The sequence below is a fragment of the Xanthomonas sp. SHU 166 genome, assembly GCF_000364685.1.
Classification (GTDB): Bacteria; Pseudomonadota; Gammaproteobacteria; order Xanthomonadales; family Xanthomonadaceae; genus Xanthomonas_A; species Xanthomonas_A sontii.
Window position 1 is genome coordinate 1 of the sequence record NZ_AQOJ01000220.1, and the last position, 3,309, is coordinate 3,309.

The following is a 3,309-nucleotide window of genomic DNA, read 5'->3' on the forward strand; positions in this document are numbered from 1 at the left end:
TTCTGGGAGGTGCCCTGACGCACGCTTACAGAAGGTGTGCGCGCCTCACACCACCGGTTCGCGCAACGCCGGCGACTCCCAGCCCGGGCGCGGCGCGAAACGCTCGCCGTAGCGCGCCTGCAACGCGCGCAGGCGCGCCAGCAGCACGTCGGCGCCCGCGGCGCGGATGTGCTGGATCGGGCCGCCGCGGAACGGGGCGAAGCCGGTGCCGAAGATCACGCCGGCATCGAGCAGGTCGGCGTCGGCGACCACGCCCTCGTGCAGGCAGGCCACCGCTTCGTTGAGCAGCGGCAGGATCAGGCGGTCTTCCAGATCGTCCGGTGCACGGTAGTCCTTGGGCAGTTCCGGCTTCTTGGCGCGGCCGTTCTCCCAGGCGTACAGGCCCTGGCCGTCCTTCTTGCCGCGCTTGCCCGGCTCCACCGTCTGCAGTGCCGCCGGAATCGGCAGGCCCAGGAACGGTGCCAGTTCGGCGCCCACGCCCGCGGCCACGTCCAGGCCCACGGTGTCGATCAGTTCGATCGGGCCCATCGGCATGCCGAACTTGACCGCGGCCTTGTCGATCGCCGGGCCGGGAATGCCTTCGGCATAGGCGGTGGCCGCTTCCAGCATGTACGGGAACAGCACGCGGTTGACCAGGAATCCGGGCGTGCCGGCAACCGGCACCGGCAGCTTGTCGATCGCCTTGCAGAACGCGGCCAGCCGCTTCTGGTTTTCCGGCGCCAGGCCGTCGTGGCAGACGATCTCCACCAGCGGCATCTGCGCCACCGGGTTGAAGTAGTGCAGGCCGCCGAACTGCGCCGGGCGCTGGATGTGCTCGCGCAGTTCGGTCAGCGGGATCGAGGAGGTGTTGGTGCTGAGCAGCGCAGTCGGCTGCATGCGCGGTTCCAGGGACTGATACAGCTCGCGCTTGGCCTGCGGGTTCTCGATGATCGCCTCGATCACCAGATCGGCGCTCGGCACGCCCTCGCCGGCCAAATCGCCCTTCAGGCGCGCCGCCACCGCCGGGCGCTTGCTGTCGTCCTTGACCCGCTTGGCGAACAACTCGCCGGCGCGGCTCAGCGCGCCGTCGATGAAGCGCTGCTCGCGGTCCTGCAGGGTCACCTCGAAGCCCTTGTAGGCCGACCAGGCGGCGATGTCGCCGCCCATCACCCCGGCGCCGACCACGTGCACGTGGCGGATGCCGTGGTCCTTGCCGCCCAGCGCCTTGAGCCGCTCGGTGAGGAAGAAGATGCGGATCAGGTTGCGCGCGGTCGGGGTGCTGGCCAGCTTGACCACGGCCTTGCGCTCGGCGTCCAGGCGCGCCTGGATACCGCTGCCGCCGCTGCGTTCCCACACGCCGATCAGCGCATACGGCGCCGGGTAGTGTTCCTTGCGCGCCTTGCGCGCCACCTGCTTGCGCATCTGCGGCGCCAGCAGCTTGCGCGCCGGCCAGGTGTTGGTGGCCCAGGCGGTGGCGCGCTGCTTGAAGGGACGGGGGCTGCCGGACAGTGCCAGCGCCACGGCGGTATCGGTGAGCACGGCCGGCGCGGCGACCTTGTCGACCAGGCCCATCGCCCGCGCCGCCGAGGCCGACACGGTGCGCCCGGTGAGCATGAGGTCCATTGCCGCCGGCGCGCCGATCAGCCGTGGCAGGCGCGCGCTGCCGCCCCAGCCGGGGAAGATGCCGAGCTTGGTTTCGGGCAGGCCGATGCGGGTGGAGGCGTCGCTGGAAGCCATCCGGTAGCGGCAGGCCAGGGCGATCTCGGTGCCGCCGCCCATGCAGAAGCCGTGGATCGCCGCGACCGTGGGGCAGGGCAGTTCGGCCAGTTTCTGGAAGGTGGCCTGGCCGCGGCGGATGGCGTCGTTGACGGTGCCGCGGCGGTCGAATTCCTGGAATTCCTTGAGGTCGGCGCCGGCGATGAAGCCATTGTCCTTGGCCGAGCGGATCACCACGCCCTTGGGCGGATCGATGGCGATGCGCTCTAGCAGATTGCCCAGCTCCAGCAACACGTCCTGCGACAGCGCATTGACGGGCGCGTCCTGGCGGTCGAGGCTGAGCACGACGATGCCGTCGCCGCGGATGTCCGCTTGCCAGTGACTGAATCGGAGCCCGTCGAAGCCTGAAAGCATGGGGAGGACCATCCGCTTGTGTATGGAGAAGATCGTTATCATCCAGAGGTTGTTTCCGTCGCGTCAAATCCCAATCCAGGGGAATTGAGGCGCGTCCCGCGACCGCTGGCCTTGCGCCAGCCTAACGGAACGCCGGTTAACGTCGTGGGGCGGCGATCCGCTGAGGGGCGCTGAACTTTTTTCCGAATTGGCGGTCAGAGGGTCCGACGTAGGTTGGGCTGACAGGAGTGCGGCCCGCTATGGCCGATGTCGAAACACCCCAGGAGCTGGACCTTGAACTGGTCCGGCGTGTGCAGCGCGGCGAAAGCGCGGCGTTCGATGTGCTGGTGCGCAAGTACCAGCATCGGATCGTCGGCCTGATCGGGCGCTACATCGCCGACTGGAGCGAATGTCAGGACGTGGCCCAGGACACTTTCATCCGCGCCTACCGCGCGATCGGGAGTTTCCGCGGCGACGCCCAGTTCTCCACATGGTTGCACCGGATCGCCGTGAACACCGCCAAGAACTACCTGGTCGCGCACAACCGCAGGCCGCCCACCGACGACGTCGATGTGCTCGATGCCGAGCAGTTCGACAGCGGCACCCGCCTGCGCGACACCGACACGCCCGAACGCGAGTTGATGCGCCAGGAGCTGGAACGCACGGTGATGAAGGCGGTCGACGCCTTGCCGGAAGAGTTGCGTACCGCCATCACCCTGCGCGAGGTGGAGGGCATGAGCTACGAGGACATCGCGCAGAAGATGGGCTGCCCGATCGGCACCGTGCGTTCGCGGATCTTCCGCGCCCGCGAGGCCATCGACGCCGAACTCCGTCCCCTGCTGGATACCGACAGCGCCACCCGTGAGCGACACCGCGTATGACCGATAGCACGCCCTTTCCCAAGCCAGTGCCGGCGCCCGACAGCGCCGCGCCGGACAAGTTCGAGCTGCACTACCGGCAGCAATTGTCCGCGCTGATCGACGGCGAACTGCCGGCCGACGAGGCGCGCTTCGTGCTGCGCCGGCTGCAGCACGACGAGGAACTGTCCGGTTGCCACGAGCGCTGGCAGCTGTGCGGCGACATCCTGCGCGGCCGCGTCAGCGTGCCTGCTCCCAGCGATTTCAGCGCCCGCGTGCGCCAGGCGGTGGCCGCCGAAGCGCAGCAGGCCGCGCGTGCCGATGCGGCCAGCGCCGCCGGCAAGCGCCGCACCTGGCGCTGGGG

3 protein-coding genes are annotated in these 3,309 nt (G+C 69.2%); 2 read left to right on the plus strand and 1 reads right to left on the minus strand.

The genetic code is table 11. The features are described from left to right. Window positions 1-45: 45 nt before the first annotated feature. Complete coding sequence (locus D180_RS07325) at window positions 46-2,109, minus strand: 3-hydroxyacyl-CoA dehydrogenase NAD-binding domain-containing protein (RefSeq protein WP_017912285.1); 2,064 nt, start codon at window positions 2,107-2,109, stop codon at window positions 46-48. A gap of 239 nt (window positions 2,110-2,348) precedes the next feature. Between D180_RS07325 and rpoE the strand changes: the two genes are divergently transcribed. Both rpoE and D180_RS07335 read left to right on the plus strand, forming a co-directional pair. Then, complete coding sequence (rpoE, locus tag D180_RS07330; protein WP_010340494.1) at window positions 2,349-2,969, plus strand: RNA polymerase sigma factor RpoE; 621 nt, start codon at window positions 2,349-2,351, stop codon at window positions 2,967-2,969. Continuing rightward, window positions 2,966-3,309, plus strand: a 344-nt coding sequence (locus D180_RS07335; RefSeq protein ID WP_255325541.1) for an RseA family anti-sigma factor, incomplete at its 3' end; no start/stop codon positions are given. The genes rpoE and D180_RS07335, both read left to right, overlap by 4 nt.